This is a genomic window from Mangrovibacter plantisponsor, assembly GCF_003182475.1.
Lineage (GTDB): Bacteria > Pseudomonadota > Gammaproteobacteria > Enterobacterales > Enterobacteriaceae > Mangrovibacter > Mangrovibacter plantisponsor.
This window is the reverse complement of sequence record NZ_QGTS01000015.1, coordinates 93,559-110,169: the sequence shown is the minus strand read 5'-3', so window position 1 is coordinate 110,169 and position 16,611 is coordinate 93,559. Positions and strand designations below refer to the sequence as shown.

The following is a 16,611-nucleotide window of genomic DNA, read 5'->3' as shown; positions in this document are numbered from 1 at the left end:
GGTGTGTAAGCGCAGCGATGCGTTGAGCTAACCGGTACTAATGAACCGTGAGGCTTAACCTTACAACGCCAAAGATGTTTTGGTGTGAGAGACGAAATTTTTAGCTTGTTAACGGATAATATTCATGGCCGTGAGGCGGTGAATAAAACAGAATATGCCTGGCGGCAACAGCGCGGTGGTCCCACCTGACCCCATGCCGAACTCAGAAGTGAAACGCCGTAGCGCCGATGGTAGTGTGGGGTCTCCCCATGCGAGAGTAGGGAACTGCCAGGCTTCAATTTAAACATTCGCGTTACGCGGGTGTGGAAAGAAAAAGTAATAAGCCATTTTAATGGCTGTTGCAGAAAAATTCGGTGGAGCGGTAGTTCAGTTGGTTAGAATACCTGCCTGTCACGCAGGGGGTCGCGGGTTCGAGTCCCGTCCGTTCCGCCAATTATTATTAACCCCTGAGGATACTCAGGGGTTTTTTGTTTTTATCACTTATATCCCCATAAACTGTTTTTAGTTTCTATTCAGTGGCTGGACATGGTGGCTATAACAAAACAACCACCATGTTTTTCGCAGCATTTTAGCCCTTCTGTTTCACTTGCAATAATTGTGCATTCAGAACCGCTTTATCCGCAAAGCGCTCAGTAAGAAAATCAATGAATGCACGGATACGTGCACTAATGGCCCGGTCACTGTAGTAAACGGCGCTGAAAGGTGTGGGTACTGCTAACTTGTGTGCCTGCAAAACCTCAACTAACCGGCCCTGAGTTATTTCCTCATCGACCATAAAGTCCGATAAGCTGGCAATACCATTCCCACCCAGGCACAACTGCTTGATAGTTTCACCATTGTTAGAGGTTAGCGCCGGGCTAATTTGCCTCAACTGGCCATTCTCATCCGGTACCGCCCATGAATTCAGGGATAACGGCTCGGAAAATCCAATACAGCAATGTGCATCCAGATCTTCAGGCGTTTGAGGCGTACCATTTACTGCCAAATATTCTGGTGTGGCGACTATACGGCGATAGCTGTTAAACAACGGCCGGGCGCGTAAACTTGAATCCGATAAGTTACCTACACGAATGGCAACATCTACTTTGCGTTCAATCAGGTTGATAAAGGTTTCAGAAGAAACCAGCGATAGTGTGACTTGTGGGTAGCGCTCGCGAAAAGGTTTAATCAGAGGAACGAGCAAATGCAATATCACGGGTGTCGCTGCATCAACAATCAATGTCCCTGCCGGTGTCTCTTTAGTCTCCTGCAGCTCGTTTTCGGCGTCTGCCATCTCCTGAAGGATATGCTGAGCCCGTCGGAAGTAACGTTTACCTTCTTCTGTCAGGCTTAACTGGCGCGTAGTTCTGTTGAGCAGGTTAACCCCCAATTTCATCTCGAGGCGTTTAACTGCTCTGCTGACTGCTGAATTCGCCAGGTTAAGTTGTACTGCAGCGCGGCTGAAGCTCCCGCTTTCCACAACTGCGACAAAAACCCCGAGTTCCTCAGAATTTGTTTTCATTATTGCCTCCATGGCAATAGTTAAATCAGTTTATGGGCAATTTGGTGATAAAAGTACCCTGCATGTGCATCGACTGGCAATGAAAATACTGAAATAGCGTATCTTGCCGCATCAAAGTCAGTGGATGATTGAAACTGACTGCTAAAAATTCTATAACTGAAAAGACTGCTAACATGTTGTGTGCAGTGAAACGAAAAGGTGTGTTGTCACGTGCGTAAACCGACCTATGCCATGCGTTATGTCGCAGGCCAGCCTGCGGAGAGAATTTTGCCGCCAGGGGCGTTTTCGAGCATTGGTCAGGCGCTTCCTTCCGGAGTTCCGCTTACCAGCGAGGAGCGGATACGTATTCTGGTATGGAATATTTTTAAACAACAACGCAATGAGTGGCTGTCGGTACTGAAGAATTTTGGTAAAGATGCACACCTGGTGTTATTGCAGGAAGCCCAGACAACGCCTGAACTGGTTGATTTCGCAACTTCGAATTACCTTGCAGCCGACCAGGTACCTGCCTTGATCCTGCCTCAACACCCTTCAGGCGTGATGACTCTCTCTTCTGCTCATCCTATTTACTGTTGCCCACTGCGCGAGAGAGAGCCCATTCTGCGGCTTGCCAAGTCTGCTCTGGTCACTGTTTACCCGCTACCTGATACCCGGATGCTGATGGTTGTTAATATTCATGCCATCAACTTTACTTTGGGTGTGGACGTGTACAGCAAACAATTAGCCCCCATCCGGGAACAAATGGCACATCATAATGGGCCGGTCATTATGGCGGGTGATTTCAATGCGTGGAGCCGCCCCAGGATCAGTGCGTTATATGGATTTGCCCGAGAAATGTCACTGCGAGAAGTACGTTTTAAAGATGACCAGCGGAAAAGAGCTTTTGGGCGCCCACTGGATTTTGTCTTTTATCGTGGCCTGAATGTGGCGAATGCGTCTGTTCTGGTTACTCAGGCATCTGACCATAACCCATTGTTAGTCGAATTTAACCCACACAAACCAGGCAAGATAAAATAAAAAAACCACCTGTGTTGATACGTTGCATGGCAGCAATATCACTACAGGTGGTTTAGCAGGCATGATGCTTATGCCGTGAGTCCGCCCCCTCAGGAGTCGGGTTTGGTTCCGTCGCTAACAAACAAGGTTAACTGGTCACCAGGCTTAATCGCATCAACATCCTTATTCCAGCGCATGACATCATTAATGTTGAGGCCATGCCGCCTGGCTATGCTGTACAGCGAGTCACCTTTTTTAACGCGATAGGTGATGCTGTCATTTTTAACCAGACGTGAATCACTGTTCAGCGTACCTGTTTGCAGGGTCTGACCAATGTTTATCTTGCTGGATGTCAGGTTATTCCACGCCCGCAAATCGCGCTCGGAAACATTCAAACGAGCTGCAATGGTAGAAAGCGTATCACCGCGGCGTACTGTATACGCGGCGCTGCTATTGCTTGCGACCAGAGACGACTGCATTGCATCGAATGTATTCGCGGCGAGAGAGCTACGAAGTTCATCCGCATGCTTTTGTGGCACCATGACATATTTCGGGCCGCTCTTGCCTAATACTTCCCCTTTGTAACCCGCATTGAATGCTTTCAGCTTTTTAAGCGACATACCCGCCATTTCGGCAAGTTGGTCCATCTGAACAGGGCTGGATACTTTCACTTTTGCCAACGCACGGCTTTCATCCGGCGTAGGTAAGCGAACACCATAACGCTGACTGTTTTTGAAAATCTCACTCAGCGCTAACATTTTGGGAACATAGACACGCGTTTCATGTGGCAAAGAAAGTGACCAAAAATCCGTTGGTTTCCCACGGGCTTTGTTCGCTTTTATTGCACGCATTACCCTGCCTTCGCCGCTGTTATACGCAGCAACCGTCAATAGCCAGTCACCGCCAAACATGCTGTTAAGGCGTTGCATCATGTCCAACGCGGCGGTTGTGGAAGCTACCACATCACGTCGCGCATCATACTCACGAGTTTGCTTTAAACCATAGTTCCTTCCCGTGCTCGGAATGATTTGCCAAATGCCTGCGGCATTAGCACCAGACGTTGCATGGGGGTTAAAAGCGCTCTCCACTATGGGTAGTAGTACTAGTTCCATCGGCATGTTACGTTTCTTAACTTGCCCGGCTATCCAGTACATATACGGCTCTGCCCGTAAAGTTACATCGTGGAGATAGCTCTTATTACTCAAATACTTCTGTTTTTGTTCGCGAATCCGGGCGTTTTCCGGAATCCCCATCTTTAGCTCGTTGCCAATGAAGGTCCACAGGTCCTGATCATGCGCAAAGGAAGTACCATCGTTCAACCATTGCGCGCTGTCCGCCTGACCTGCGAACTTTCCTGCTTCTCCTTGACCAGCCGCAGAAAGGCTCTGTGCGTGCTGTTGAATATGCCCGTCATGCTTCGACGCCTGGCACCCAACCAGCAGGACAGAGGCGATTAGAATCGCTTTTGCCTTCATGTGTGTGTCAATAGTTGCTTAAAAGACGAGCGATGATACCTGCGACTGCAAAATAACTCAACCCTGGATTTAGAAGTTATCTTTCTTTGCGCGTAACCAGGCAAAATATTGTTCAGGTTGTTGCAAAGTTGTTTCATCTCTAATTTTTTCAATTAAAACAGCATCATCTGTTCGTAAAAAAAGATTAATTCGCCGCTCATTTTCCAGCGTGGAGGGGAGGGAAGAGTGCCTTTTTTTACGTAACTCATTAACTTCCTTACTGTATTTAACTATTGCTTCATCTTCCGGAAGAATACTTAAGGAAAAGTTAATATTTGATTGGGTGTATTCATGGGCACAACAGACTAATGTTTGAGCGGGTAGTTGGTTTAATGTGCTAAGGGATTGGTACATCTGGGCTGGTGTGCCTTCAAAAAGCCTTCCGCACCCACCAGAAAAAAGCGTGTCACCGCAAAATAGATAAGGAGAACTGTAATAACAGATATGTCCTAAAGTGTGACCGGGTGTGAATATTACGTCAAGCTCAAGCCCCAATAATGAGAGTTTATCGCCACCAGCCAGTATGTGAGTGGCGCCCTTACTCCTGGTTTCTTCTGGCCCGTAAACAACCAACTCTGGCCATGTTGCACATAATTCAGCCACACCGCCTGTGTGGTCGGCATGGTGGTGTGTAAGCAAAATCGCAACAGGTTTCCAGCCAAATTTCGCCACTGTGTCAAGTACAGGTCTGGCGTCACCCGGGTCGACAACCAGGCATTCACCCATGTCGTTATAGAGTACCCAGATATAGTTGTCCTGAAATGCAGGAATACTGGTAAGATTCATAAATGACCTCGGTAATGCTCTCAGATGGAAGGTTTTAATGAAACCGGCAAGGACACCTTTGCCACTCCAGGCGCCCGGACAATGGGCTGAATTGCCCTGGGGTGAATACTATCGTGAAGCGCTTGAACGGCAGGTGCAACCCTGGCTTGGCAAAATGTTCGGATTCCATTTGATTAAACTGGGGAATTTAAGCGCAGAAATCAATACCAGTGAATGCTCCATATCACATCAGGTGAATGTGGCAATGCAGGGGCATGCACTCCATGTTGTTGCAGACCCTCTGGCACTGCCTTTTGCCGCAAAATCTGTCGACGCTTGCTTGTTAGCCCATAGTCTTTCCTGGTGCCAGGATCCACATCGTTTGCTCAGAGAAGTCGATCGTATATTGATCGACGATGGCTGGTTGATCCTGAGTGGGTTTAATCCTGTCAGCCTGCTGGGTATGGGTAAAGTAATGCCATTTCGCAGGAACAAAGGTGCAACCCAGAGCCGAATGTTTACTCTGGTTCGCCAACTGGACTGGCTTTCATTGCTTAACTTTGAAGTGCTGCATTACAAACGTTTCCATGTTCTCCCCTGGCACCGGTCAGGTGGGCGGTTACTCTCCACTCACCTCCCGGCACTGGGTTGCATGCAGTTAATAGTGGCACGTAAACGAACCATCCCATTAACGATGAACCCTATGTCTGCAAGAAAATCACGGGCATCGTTGCGGCCGGCGGTAACTGCATCCCGCCAGTACCGAAATTCGTCGGATCAACCGTTTTCTGATAAGTAGCCTGTATCTTCCTGTGATGGCGAACCCGCGGCTGTTCGGGCCAGTTCGTCACACCGTTCATTTTCAGGATGCCCGGCATGGCCCTTTACCCATTCCCATTTAATGTTGTGCTGGCTAAGTGCGCCATCCAGCCGTTTCCACAGATCCACATTTTTGACTGGCTTCTTATCAGCAGTTTTCCAGCCACGTTTTTTCCAGTTATGGATCCAGGCGGTAATCCCCTGGCGAACATACTGGCTGTCGGTGCTCAGCGTGATATCGCAGTGCTCCTTAATGGCTTCAAGTGCTACGATCGCCGCCATTAACTCCATTCTATTGTTCGTTGTGAGGTAGTATCCTTCACTGAAGGTTTTTTCGTGTTGTTTATAACGTAAAATCGCACCGTAGCCACCTGGGCCTGGGTTCCCTAGACAGGAGCCATCGGTGAAAATTTCTACCTGTTTACGCATTCTGGTAAACTTCCCGGGTCTGAAGAAAAAACTAAGTCTGACACAAACGAGCGCTATGAGCACAGAAATCACAAGACAGATCGTTCTCGATACTGAAACCACAGGTATGAACCAGGTAGGGGCGCACTACGAAGGGCACCGTATTATCGAAATTGGTGCTGTTGAAGTGATTAACCGCCGCCTGACGGGTAACAACTTTCATATTTATCTCAAGCCTGACCGTTTAGTGGATCCGGAAGCCTTTATGGTTCACGGTATTTCAGATGAGTTCCTCGCATATCAGCCTGTATTTGCCGATGTTGTCGATGATTTTCTCGATTACATCCGTGGGGCGGAACTGGTCATCCATAATGCGTCGTTTGATATCGGCTTTATGGATTATGAGTTCGGTATGCTCAATAAGGGTATTGGCAAAACAGAGACATTCTGTAAAGTCACGGACAGTCTGGCCCTGGCGCGGCGTATGTTCCCTGGCAAACGTAACAGCCTGGATGCTTTGTGCTCGCGCTACGAAATAGATAACAGCAAACGAACGCTGCACGGGGCATTACTCGATGCCCAGATTCTGGCCGATGTCTACCTGACCATGACCGGTGGGCAAACCAGTATCAAATTTGCGATGGAAGGCGATGCCCGGCAGGCCGCAGACTCAACAGGTATACAACGCGTAGTGCGCGCTGGTGGGTTGAAAATCGTCAGAGCGACAGATGAAGAGTGTGTGGCGCATGAATCACGTCTGGACCTGGTTCAGAAGAAAGGCGGCAGTTGTATGTGGCGTGCGTGATGATGTGCAAAAACCGGCCATTCAGGTGAATTTTGCGCCAACCAGCCAAAATAGAAAGAAAAAGCGTTGACGCCTCCGCCAGGTATCCGTAATATCCGCATCGTTCCCGACGGGGAACAATCGCGGAGCGGTAGTTCAGTTGGTTAGAATACCTGCCTGTCACGCAGGGGGTCGCGGGTTCGAGTCCCGTCCGTTCCGCCACTATTTCAGCGCCATGTTAATCTTTAACATGGCGCTTTTTCATTTACGAAGCATCCCTCAGTTTGTTCGTTTACTTTTGCTGCAGCCTGCCTGTATGGCAAAGAGTTACTTTCCCATTGTGAGGCAATACCCGGTGAAGCAATATCTTGCTTTGCCTGAAGACACCCTGATTGCTCCAGGCTGACTATTCTGGATAGCGAGTTTGTGTGAAGGCAGAAAGAAGCCTGCTATTGCTATGGGTACAACAATTTAGCTGAATAGATAACTATTGCGAGAATACGAAAGTCACCAACAACCGTGGTGACTTATCGGTTTTGGCGTTTTATTTAGAAATAATTTGTGAAGTCGGGGCGTTCTGCGTAAAGGTTTTGCAGTTGTCCGGATTCAGTGTCAGCCCCAACTTACTTGAAGCCAGTTCATTTTCAGTATGTGTTCCGGCGAACTGGAAACCACGTTTAATCAGATTTGTTGTGTAGTACTTATTATACATAAATGCCCAGACAATCATGGCAACCGTAGAGCCTATACCCATAGTGACTAATGCCAGAATGAGTAAAATAATAAATACCCCTATAAACGTTTTAAAATCTTTTCGGAAAAGAGCCGGAATACAACCGAAGAAAAACGTTGTCCATGAAAAACCATAGAAGCCATGTAAATGCTCACCCGTTTTCGGGTTTTCCATATTGATTTTAACAGCCATTAATTATTTCCTGAAAGTGAAGGAGAGTGCGGCATGCATGAGTGCTTGTCGGGTAGGGTTTATAACATAGCTATGTTTGGTTGTTGTTTGATAAATATCAATAATTTTCTTTTAAGGTGGGTGAGTTAACTTTTTCGAGAGGGGGATATTTTGAATAGGGAAATTTATTCTGCCAGTTAATCAGATAAACAGAGTGTTGATGATGCCAGAGTAGCTATTCTGGCACCATCAACGATATGTTATTCCTGATGTGCAGTAATTACCTTAGTCAGTGTATCGGAATTTTCAACACGGTCATTACGTGCAATCCAGCGGTAGCTGCCAGCAGCCAAAAACGCACCGATAAACCAACTGAAATTTGCCACCGCGTGTAATGACGGGATAAAGCTGATAACCAGGCAAACCACGACGGAAGGAATCAATGCTGCAATCGCTTTCGGGTTGAACCCCTTGTTGTACCAGTACGGGCCTTCCTGAGATACGCTAAATAAAGCATCCACATTAATTGTGCCACGCTTAATCAAATAAAAGTCAGCAAGCAAGATCCCAAACAGCGGCCCAATAAAAGAGCCCAGAACATCCAGTGTGTAATGGATTAACTCTGGTGACTGGAACAGATTCCACGGTGTCAATAACACGGAACCCACTGCAGCAATCATGCCCCCGGTACGAAAACTGATTTTTTGGGGAGAGCAGTTGGAGAAGTCAAAAGCCGGTGAAACAAAGTTAGCGACAATATTAATCCCGATAGTCGCAGTTATCATTGTCAGCAAACCTATCGCCATCGCCACGCTATTTCCCACATGGCTGACTGTCTCAATAGGGTCGGTAATCATTTTGCCAAATAATGATTGTGTTCCAGAAACAATAATGACAGTAACAATGGAAAATAACAGGAAATTAAATGGCAGCCCCCAACGGTTACCACGGCGAATCTCATTCATGTTTTTCGCATAACGGGAGAAGTCACCGAAATTGAGTAGTGGCCCGGAAAAATAGGAGACAACCAGCGCAGTTGCGGTAATCATTTCCCACACCTGGGCTGAAGGGCTGAGTGTTTTACTGGACAGCGTGAAAGAAATGCCATCCAGCCCGGTCTGGTAAAGGATCCAACCGGCCAGACACATCATCACAACATATACGGCCGGGCCAGCCACATCAATAAACCGCTTAATAGCATCCATTCCGTGCCAGAACACCATCGCCTGCAGTACCCACATAATGCCAAAGCAAATCCAGCCCAGATGTGAAAGGCCCAGAAAGTGATCCTGTGTCATTGGGGCGAGGGAAGGCCAAAATTTCAGGATAACCAACATCAGTGCATTCGCTGCAAGGTATGTCTGAATGCCGTACCAGGCAAACGCAATCAAACCACGAATTACTGCCGGAATATTGGCACCAAATACCCCGAAAGCCTGGCGGCTGATCACGGCATAAGGCACGCCAGCCATTTGGCTGGGTTTAGCTACCAGGTTAGCGCATACCTGAACAATACAAATACCAACCAACAGGCACAGCAGTACTTGCCAGCTTGATAAACCTAAGGCAAAGAAACTGGCGGCAACAACATAACCTCCCATACTGTGAACATCAGACATCCAGAATGAAAATATGTTGTACCAGGTCCAGCGTTGTTGGCGAGTGGGCGCCAGATCTTCATTACACAATTTTGGGCTGTAGCCCGCATTGGGGTTATCAGCAGTTGTATGGTGAACGTTTGGCATGGATTCTGCTCCTTTACTTGATAGCAGGTGATGATGGTTTGTGCGATAACCATTGCAGGAACCAGGCCAGGTTCACATTTTTTGTGTACTTATTTTATAGATATTGTATACAAGATAGAAAATGCATTGTGTACGGGAGTAATGAATGAGGCTGCAGGATGTGGGGCAACCCCAGCAAGAGCAACAAGATAAAGAAGCAGAAATATGGCAATCACTAATGCGGGCAATCGTTGAGCATCAACTTCCCCCTGGATGTAAGCTTCCTGAGGAAGCGCTGGCTGAAGCCTTTGGTGTGAGCCGGACGGGGATCAGAAAGGTGCTGACCCGCCTTGCAACAGTGCAAATGGTTACGATGACGCCCCGGCGTGGTGCGTTTGTGGCAAGCCCGGGCGTAGAAGAATCAAAACAGATCTTCCGCACCCGCGCGTTACTTGAATGTGCCAATTTGCCTGATGTCGTGGCACATATTCAGCCTCCCCATATTGCCGCGCTGGAAAACATCACTCAGCGTGAAGAACAGGCTCATCGTGAACATGATGGTGCGGCAGCAATTCGTTACTCTGCGGAGTTCCATATTCAACTCCATGCTATTTCAGGCAATGCCGTGATGGTGGAGACGTTGACTCGCCTGACCCAGCGTTCCTCATTAGTGATTGCGGCCTGGGGAGCACCATGGCAACAGGGTTGCCGGTGTGATGACCATGGTGTGTTGATTAATGCGTTACGCCAAAAAGACACGGACAGGTTGGTATTGTGTATGCAACAGCACTTCGAAGACATCCTCCACAGCCTGCATTTTGAACGAAGTGGTGAAACGGTTCCTGACTTCACGCGCTTGTTTGGTATACAAGAGGCAAACAGATGACCACGTTGCGTATTCAGGTGATTAACCCCAATACCAGCCTTGCAATGACACAGACTATTGGCGAGGCGGCCCGTATGGTTGCCAGTGCGGGGACTGAAATTTTGTCCGTTTGCCCCTCTCATGGCGTTCCGTCTATTGAAGGCCACTTTGATGAAGCTATTGGGGCGATGGGAGTACTTGAGCAGGTTACTCTGGGGGAGCGGGCCGGGGTGGACGGGCATATTATTGCCTGCTTTGGTGACCCTGGGTTGTTGGCTGCACGTGAACTGGCAACCGGGCCGGTGGTTGGCATAGCAGAAGCGGCTATGCATATGGCAACACTGCTTGCGACACGTTTTTCCATTGTTACTACATTGCCACGTACAGTGATTATCGCCCGCCATTTATTACGGCAGTATGGTTTCGAACAGCACTGCCAGGCGGTTCATGCTATTGATTTACCGGTGTTGTCTTTAGAGGATGGCACGGGTTTTGCTCAACAAAAGGTTCGGGAGCGTTGTATACAGGCCAAAGCACAGGATAACTGTGGCGCGATTGTGCTGGGTTGTGGCGGAATGGCAAACCTGGCTCGTGAGCTTAGCCATGAACTGGGTATTCCAGTCATTGATGGCGTGAGTGCTGCGGTCAAAATGGTTGAAGCCCTGCTTGGCCTGGGGCTTGGCACCAGCAAGCATGGGGATTTGGCAAAGCCCAATCCCAAACCACTAACTGGCCCGTATGCAATCTTCAATGACCCATCTGTGATGTAGAAAGAGGAAAGTAAGGTATGCAATCAGAACAAGAAAATAACCCCTGGCCTTTTACACAAAACTACCCGCGCGACATGCTCGGTTATGCAGGGAAACCGCCGCATCCACACTGGCCTGGTGGTGCCCGCCTGGCGATTCAGTTTGTCCTTAATTATGAAGAGGGCAGTGAAAACAACGTATTACATGGCGACTCTGGTTCAGAGCAGTTTTTGTCAGATATCATTGGTGCGGCCAGCTACCCGGACCGGCATATGTCGATGGATTCGCTCTATGAGTATGGTTCGCGAGCGGGTTTCTGGCGTATCCACAACGAATTTCAACGCCGTGGGCTGACCATGACTATTTTTGGTGTGGCGATGGCGCTGGCGCGTAATCCGGAAGTCGTCCAGGCAATCAAAAATGCCGACTATGATGTGGTCAGCCATGGCTGGCGCTGGCTTCATTATCAAAATATTGATGAACAAACAGAACGCCAGCATATGCTGCAGGCAATTGAAACCCTGGAAAACTTGTTTGGTAAAAAGCCACTGGGTTGGTATACCGGGCGCGACAGCCCGAATACAAGGCGACTGGTGGTTGAACAAGGGAGTTTTCAGTACGACAGTGATTATTATGGCGACGACTTGCCTTTCTGGAGTGAAGTAACTTGCCAGGATGGCACGGTAAAACCCCATCTGATTGTGCCTTATACGCTGGATGCGAACGACATGCGCTTCGCCACCGCACAAGGGTTTAATACAGCGGAGCAGTTCTACACTTACCTTAAAGACAGCTTTGACGTGTTATACGAAGAAGGCGAACATGCGCCGAAGATGATGTCAGTGGGTATGCACTGCAGGTTATTAGGCCGCCCAGGCCGCTTCCGGGCACTGCAACGTTTCCTTGATTATATTCAGGGCTTCGATGATGTCTGGGTATGCCGCAGGCAGGATATTGCTGACCACTGGATAAAAACGCATCCGTGGCAGAAGTAATAAACTCGGGGTGGCTTCACCGGCCATCCCCTAATTAACAACTCAGCCCATTTTACTGACATGGGCGGCGACAATCCGCCAGCCAAACGGAAACTTCACCCAGGTTTGCATCTGGCGGCCAATACTCTCACTGCCCTCACGGGTGAACTCAGTGCAGGTTACCGCCATATCTTCGCCAAATGTGGTGATAGTGGTATTGCGCAGCGTGCGATCCAGCCCCTTGGGAGAACGCCCCTGGCGAAAGGCCCGGATCTCGGCGATGCCGTAAAGATTTTCAGTTGCGCCATAACGCACAGTGCGCGGATCCTCCCAAAAGAGCTCATCCAGCACCTCGACATCATTACTGACCAGCGCCTGCTCATAGCGATAAAACGCGGCGGTGACCTCGTTTAAAATAGCCTGTCTGTCGATGTTATCTCTGTTCATGGAACACTCCCTGTGCCGGCGTTGCCTGGCAAATATTCTGTAAAACAAGTGACTGCGCAGCCTGCAGGCAGCGTTTCTCCTGCCACGGAGCACCAATCAGTTGTACACCAATGGGCAGGCCGCCTGTTGTGATGAGGGGAACGGTTACAACAGGTAAACCCAAAAATGAAATCGGTTGAGTCAACATACCCATACTGGCTTTTACTGGCAAATCACACTGGTTAATGTGCATGGTCTGCTGGCCAATCTCAGTGGCACAGCAAGGCGTGGCCGGGGCAATCAGAATATCAAAGTCATTAAATAACGGGAGTGTCACATCGCGGAACCAGGCCCTGAAGCGTTGTGCCTGGGTGTACCAGGCTGAAGGTGTCATCGCACCTGCCAGCAGGCGGTCTCTGGAGTTCGGTTCAAATTCTTCCGGTCGGGTGCGCAGCAAAGGTAAATAGTGGTTCCCGCCTTCAGCTGCAGAAAGCAGGAAAGCGGCTGAACGCGCCATTTCAGCCTGCGGCAGTGTGATGCTCTCTGCTGCCTGTAATCCTCTGGCAACCCGGCTGACGGCATCTCTGGCATTGTTATCGCACCAGGTATCAAAATAACCGCCCAGAACAGCGCAACGTAAAGGCCGTTCCGGTGTCAGGTACTGCCCAATTAATGCCGGGGCGCGGCGCGCCTGAAAGTGATCATGAGGATCATCGCCCTGAAGCGCATCATAGACCAGGGCCAGATCTTCCACATGGCGCGCCATGGGGCCAATATGATCAAGGCTCGCGACAAAAGGCTGGCTCCCACTACGGGAAAGACGGCCAAAGGTCGGTTTCAGGCCAAAAATGCCACACAACGAGGAAGGCACACGAATTGACCCATTGGTGTCAGTGCCCAATGAGAAATTCACCAGCCCGGCAGCAACTGCAGCAGCAGAACCGCCAGAAGACCCTCCGGCGACCCGGCTAAGATCATGGGGATTATGGGTTGCCCCATAGTGTGTGTTTTCGGTAGTAAAGCCGTAGGCATATGCATCCATATTGAGTGCCCCGGCCAGGGACGCCCCTGCGTGCTGCAATTGCCTGATGGCGAAAGCATCATGGCTGGCTGGCGGGTTATCACGAAATAACCGGGCTCCGGCCAGAGTGGTTATCCCACTAATATCAAATAAATTTTTAACAGCGTAAGGAACACCAGCAAGTGGGGGGAGAGCCTCATTGCGAGCAATGCACTGGTCTGTCTGTGCCGCTTCATCCAGCATACGCTGGTGGGTAACATGGGTAAACGCGTTGAGCGTTGGGTTAATGCGTTCAATGCCTGCAAGTGCCTGTGTTGCTAGCTCAGTCGCAGAAAATGATTTCTCGCGCAGGCCTTGTTGAATATCACTAATCCGCAAACTCATAACTGATATACCCCGGCGACTTCCTGGCGCTGGTCCAGTTTAAAGTCCATTAATGGTTGCGCCATCGTATTAATGCGGCGCAACTGTACTTCAAGCTCTGCCCGGCGTGCATCATCCAGCGGCATATCCAGTATTTGGGCCATTAACGCAATATAGCCAGGCCAGTCAAAATCGGTTGTTTGCATGTTCTCTCCTTAAAATCCGGCGGCACTGCCATTACTGCGTGGGTCGTAAGCACCTTCCAGCATACCGTTGGTATGGCGCACAATTGCGCCGGCATGGCCAACGGCCTCGCTGAAGTCATCCAGTGCTTCCACTTCGTGGCCCATGGCACGCAAGGCTTCAAATGTCCGTGGGCTGAAGCGGTTCTCCAGTTTCAGGCTGTCGGAGGATTGCCCCCATGTGCGCCCCAGTAGCCAGCGGGGAGCAGAAACGGCCTGTTGAAGTGGTACACCTTGCAGTACATAGCGTGTAAACAGCGCGGCCTGGGTTTGTGGTTGCCCGTCACCTCCCATTGAGCCGTACACCATTACCCGGCCATCAGCCAGGCGAACGGCTGCCGGGTTAAGTGTGTGAAAAGGTTGCTTGCCGGGCGATAAGGCCAGAATATGTTGGGGATCCAGGCTGAATGCTGCCCCACGGTTTTGCCACAGCACACCGCTTTGAGGCAGTACCACGCCACTGCCAAATTCATGGTAAATGCTCTGAATAAAAGAAACAGCTAACCCGTTATTATCAATAACGCCCATCCATACTGTATCTCCCGGGCCTTTACCGGTTCCCCAGGGGGCAGCCTGGTTATCATCTATTTCAGCTGCCATATTTTCTAAGTTTTCCGGATCAAGCAGGCTCTGTACCGGGCGGGTAACATGGCGAGGATCAGTAATATACTGATCCCGCAGAGAAAATGCCTTTTTCGTGGCTTCAACAATCCGGTGAATGGTTTGTACTTCGTTCGCCTGTGCCATTTCCATCCCGGCAGTAATACCAAGAATTGCCAGCGAAACCAGCCCCTGAGTGGGTGGCGCAAGGTTATAGACATCACCTTGTGGGTGGGCCAGGTGCAATGGTAACCGGCGGCGAGCCCGGTGTGAGGCCAGGTCCTGCAGGGTAACAGGGATCCCTAACTCTTCCAGCTCCTGAGCCATCTGGTTGGCAAGGGGGCCTCGGTAGAAGCTGTCCAGCCCTTCAGTAGTTAAACGGGTTAGCGTCTGCGCCAGGCGTGGCTGGCAAAAACGACTTCCCGCAACAGGTACTTCACCCCGGGAAAGAAATGTTTGTGCGAAACCCGGCACATTTGCCAGCTCATGGTATTTTCCCTGAGTGGCAATCGCCTGTGATTGTGTGACAGGTATACCATCTGCAGCATAACGAATGGCGTCAGCCAGTAAACGGGAAAGAGGAAGTTGCCCACCACCTAATTCCTGTGAAATCAGCAGTGCTTCCTGCCACCCACTCACAGTACCTGGCACGGTTAGTGCAGCACGAGGGCCACGGTGCGGAATATGTGTTTCACTGGCGTAGAATTCCATTGAGGCCAGTGAACCTGCTGCTCCACTTGCGTCTATGGCGACCGGCTCGCCTTCAGGCGGAACGATTAACCAGAAGCCATCACCACCAATACCATTCATATGTGGGTAGGTGACAGCAATAGTGGCAGCCGCAGCCACCATGGCTTCAATTGCGTCACCGCCGTGACGTAATACGGACAGGGCGGTTTCACTCGCCAGGTGGTGTGGCGTAACAGCCATACCTGAAGGGGCCATGTTGCTTTGTATCATCGTTTCTGTCTCTTGCTCAGGGGGACATTAATACTAAGCAAGAGGCGTTCCAGAATGACGCGAAATGTTTCATTATACTCAGGTCAGTTGCAACAAAAGTTACAGGAGAATCCATGAAACAACTGGATGAACGTCTTAGGGCCAGCTATGCCCAGCTTTCCCCACAGGAACAGCGAGTGGCCGGGTTTATCATGGATCACTTCGATGATTTGATAAGCTATAACAGTGCTGAACTGGCAAGGCTGAGCGGGGTTTCGAAGGCAACAGTCAGCAGGCTGTTTAAACGCCTGGGGTATGACCGTTACAAAGTAATGCGTGATGAATTACGTACCTTGCGCCAAAGCGGGATGCCCCTGACAGAAAACCGTGATGCGGTACAGGGCAACACCCTGCTGGCACGCCACTATAAACAAGAAATGGCTAACCTGACGCACTGGGTTAACACCCTTGATGCTACACAATTCAGCGATATTATTGCTGCTTTGGGGGCTGCAAAACGTATTCTGATTATTGGCTTACGTAATAGTTGGCCTGTGGCTCTGCACCTGCGCCAGCAATTGCTGCAAAGCCGTGGAAATGTCTATGTACTTCCTCAGCCTGGGCAAACTTTGTCTGAAGAGTTGGTGGACATCAGCCCTGGTGATTGCGTTGTTATGGTGGCCTTTCGCCGCCGCCCACGCATTATCCGCCCAATACTCAATGACCTGGCGCAGCGTGGTATTCCGCTGCTGGTTATCAGTGAGCCGCAGGCCAGCACTCTGAAAGGTGTTGGTGGCTGGCACCTTGAAGCCCCGCTCGACAGTGTTTCGGCATTTGATTGCTACAGCAGTGCAATGAGCCTGGTAAATTTATTGGCAAATGCATTGTTACACCACAGCCTGGCAGATGGCAGGCAACGTATTCATCAGATTGCGGAGCTGTATGGTTCTCTGGATGAACTGGAACAGCGCTGAATTGCACTATTGTGGTGCTGATGCACCACGATAGTGTTCGTTT

17 protein-coding genes, 2 tRNA genes and 1 rRNA gene are annotated in these 16,611 nt (G+C 49.8%); 10 read left to right on the top strand and 10 right to left on the bottom strand.

What is annotated here, in order from left to right:
- Positions 1-157: 157 nt before the first annotated feature.
- Positions 158-273: ribosomal RNA gene (gene rrf / locus DES37_RS20940) — 5S ribosomal RNA — on the top strand.
- Between the two features lie 82 nt (positions 274-355).
- Positions 356-432: transfer RNA gene (locus DES37_RS20935), tRNA-Asp, on the top strand.
- A gap of 136 nt (positions 433-568) precedes the next feature.
- Here the strand turns inward: DES37_RS20935 and yafC are convergent.
- On the bottom strand, positions 569-1,501 hold the full coding sequence (gene yafC, locus DES37_RS20930) for a DNA-binding transcriptional regulator YafC (RefSeq protein WP_110027727.1): 933 nt from the start codon (positions 1,499-1,501) through the stop codon (positions 569-571).
- Between the two features lie 210 nt (positions 1,502-1,711).
- Between yafC and DES37_RS20925 the strand changes: the two genes are divergently transcribed.
- A complete protein-coding gene (locus tag DES37_RS20925) occupies positions 1,712-2,518 on the top strand; it encodes an endonuclease/exonuclease/phosphatase family protein (protein ID WP_036104521.1) in 807 nt (268 codons plus the stop codon).
- Positions 2,519-2,607: 89 nt separating this feature from the next.
- Here the strand turns inward: DES37_RS20925 and mltD are convergent, their stop codons facing one another.
- Both mltD and gloB read right to left on the bottom strand, forming a co-directional pair.
- A complete protein-coding gene (mltD, locus tag DES37_RS20920; protein WP_036104516.1) occupies positions 2,608-3,972 on the bottom strand; it encodes a murein transglycosylase D in 1,365 nt (454 codons plus the stop codon).
- 69 nt (positions 3,973-4,041) lie between these two features.
- Positions 4,042-4,797 carry a hydroxyacylglutathione hydrolase gene (gene gloB / locus DES37_RS20915; RefSeq protein WP_110027726.1) on the bottom strand — a complete coding sequence of 252 codons (756 nt, stop codon included), beginning with the start codon at positions 4,795-4,797 and terminating at the stop codon, positions 4,042-4,044.
- Positions 4,798-4,834: 37 nt separating this feature from the next.
- Here gloB and DES37_RS20910 point away from each other — a divergent pair, with 37 nt between their 5' ends.
- Complete coding sequence (locus DES37_RS20910) at positions 4,835-5,575, top strand: class I SAM-dependent methyltransferase (protein WP_036104512.1); 741 nt, start codon at positions 4,835-4,837, stop codon at positions 5,573-5,575.
- On the opposite strand, the gene rnhA is transcribed toward DES37_RS20910, so the two are convergent.
- Complete coding sequence (gene rnhA / locus DES37_RS20905; RefSeq protein ID WP_170123803.1) at positions 5,554-6,126, bottom strand: ribonuclease HI; 573 nt, start codon at positions 6,124-6,126, stop codon at positions 5,554-5,556. The two genes, DES37_RS20910 and rnhA, sit on opposite strands and share 22 nt — an antisense overlap.
- Here rnhA and dnaQ point away from each other — a divergent pair.
- Positions 6,080-6,808 (top strand): DNA polymerase III subunit epsilon, encoded by a 729-nt coding sequence (gene dnaQ, locus DES37_RS20900; protein ID WP_110027737.1) that lies wholly within the window; start codon positions 6,080-6,082, stop codon positions 6,806-6,808. The genes rnhA and dnaQ overlap by 47 nt on opposite strands.
- Before the next feature lie 124 nt (positions 6,809-6,932).
- Positions 6,933-7,009, top strand: a tRNA-Asp gene (locus DES37_RS20895).
- A gap of 322 nt (positions 7,010-7,331) precedes the next feature.
- Here the strand turns inward: DES37_RS20895 and DES37_RS20890 are convergent.
- Both DES37_RS20890 and DES37_RS20885 read right to left on the bottom strand, forming a co-directional pair.
- Positions 7,332-7,712 (bottom strand): hypothetical protein, encoded by a 381-nt coding sequence (locus DES37_RS20890; RefSeq protein ID WP_036104508.1) that lies wholly within the window; start codon positions 7,710-7,712, stop codon positions 7,332-7,334.
- Between the two features lie 239 nt (positions 7,713-7,951).
- A complete protein-coding gene (locus DES37_RS20885; RefSeq protein ID WP_036104506.1) occupies positions 7,952-9,436 on the bottom strand; it encodes an NCS1 family nucleobase:cation symporter-1 in 1,485 nt (494 codons plus the stop codon).
- A 145-nt stretch (positions 9,437-9,581) separates the two neighbouring features.
- Between DES37_RS20885 and DES37_RS20880 the strand changes: the two genes are divergently transcribed.
- Genes DES37_RS20880 through puuE form a run of 3 tightly spaced genes read left to right on the top strand, consistent with a single transcriptional unit; the run spans position 9,582 to position 12,024 of the window.
- Positions 9,582-10,301 carry a GntR family transcriptional regulator gene (locus DES37_RS20880; RefSeq protein ID WP_110027722.1) on the top strand — a complete coding sequence of 240 codons (720 nt, stop codon included), beginning with the start codon at positions 9,582-9,584 and terminating at the stop codon, positions 10,299-10,301.
- Positions 10,298-11,050, top strand: a complete 753-nt coding sequence (locus tag DES37_RS20875) for an aspartate/glutamate racemase family protein (RefSeq protein ID WP_036104501.1) — start codon at positions 10,298-10,300, stop codon at positions 11,048-11,050. The genes DES37_RS20880 and DES37_RS20875 overlap by 4 nt, the downstream gene beginning before the upstream one ends.
- Positions 11,051-11,067: 17 nt before the next feature.
- Positions 11,068-12,024, top strand: coding sequence for an allantoinase PuuE (puuE, locus tag DES37_RS20870; protein ID WP_110027721.1), 957 nt, complete (start codon positions 11,068-11,070; stop codon positions 12,022-12,024).
- Positions 12,025-12,066: 42 nt separating this feature from the next.
- On the opposite strand, the gene hpxZ is transcribed toward puuE, so the two are convergent.
- Genes hpxZ through DES37_RS20850 form a run of 4 tightly spaced genes read right to left on the bottom strand, consistent with a single transcriptional unit; the run spans position 12,067 to position 15,615 of the window.
- Complete coding sequence (hpxZ, locus tag DES37_RS20865) at positions 12,067-12,450, bottom strand: oxalurate catabolism protein HpxZ (protein ID WP_110027719.1); 384 nt, start codon at positions 12,448-12,450, stop codon at positions 12,067-12,069.
- On the bottom strand, positions 12,437-13,834 hold the full coding sequence (locus DES37_RS20860) for an AtzE family amidohydrolase (protein ID WP_110027717.1): 1,398 nt from the start codon (positions 13,832-13,834) through the stop codon (positions 12,437-12,439). The genes hpxZ and DES37_RS20860 overlap by 14 nt, the downstream gene beginning before the upstream one ends.
- Positions 13,831-14,019 (bottom strand): oxalurate catabolism protein HpxX, encoded by a 189-nt coding sequence (hpxX, locus tag DES37_RS20855; RefSeq protein WP_110027716.1) that lies wholly within the window; start codon positions 14,017-14,019, stop codon positions 13,831-13,833. The genes DES37_RS20860 and hpxX overlap by 4 nt, the downstream gene beginning before the upstream one ends.
- A gap of 9 nt (positions 14,020-14,028) precedes the next feature.
- A complete protein-coding gene (locus DES37_RS20850; RefSeq protein WP_036104489.1) occupies positions 14,029-15,615 on the bottom strand; it encodes a gamma-glutamyltransferase family protein in 1,587 nt (528 codons plus the stop codon).
- Between the two features lie 113 nt (positions 15,616-15,728).
- Here DES37_RS20850 and DES37_RS20845 point away from each other — a divergent pair, with 113 nt between their 5' ends.
- A complete protein-coding gene (locus DES37_RS20845; RefSeq protein ID WP_036104487.1) occupies positions 15,729-16,568 on the top strand; it encodes a MurR/RpiR family transcriptional regulator in 840 nt (279 codons plus the stop codon).
- The last annotated feature ends 43 nt before the right edge of the window (positions 16,569-16,611 follow it).